Below are 293 nucleotides of genomic sequence, written 5' to 3'. Positions count from 1 at the left end.
ATCGCTATCGGCCTGCTGATCATGATGTATCCGGTCCTGGCGAAGGTGCGCTACGACCGACTGGAAACCGTCACCGGAGACAAGCGCCTACTGGCCGGATCATTGGTACTCAACTGGGTCCTCGGCCCGGCACTGATGTTCGCTCTCGCCTGGCTCTTCCTCCCCGACCTACCCGAGTACCGTACCGGCCTGATCATCGTCGGTCTCGCCCGCTGCATCGCGATGGTCATCATCTGGAACGACCTTGCGTGCGGTGACCGTGAAGCCGCCGCCGTCCTGGTCGCCATCAACTC

The 293-nt window shown here is 62.5% G+C and carries 1 protein-coding gene; it reads left to right on the top strand.

Annotated features, from left to right (window positions below; genetic code table 11):
* A partial coding sequence (locus BJI47_RS00395; protein ID WP_368655865.1) for an arsenic resistance protein occupies positions 1-293 on the top strand: 293 nt, incomplete at both ends.

The organism is Rhodococcus sp. 1168 (genome assembly GCF_002091955.1).
In the GTDB taxonomy this organism is placed as follows: domain Bacteria; phylum Actinomycetota; class Actinomycetes; order Mycobacteriales; family Mycobacteriaceae; genus Rhodococcoides.
The sequence above is the reverse complement of the archived record's forward strand: the minus strand, read 5'-3'. Positions and strand labels throughout refer to the sequence as shown.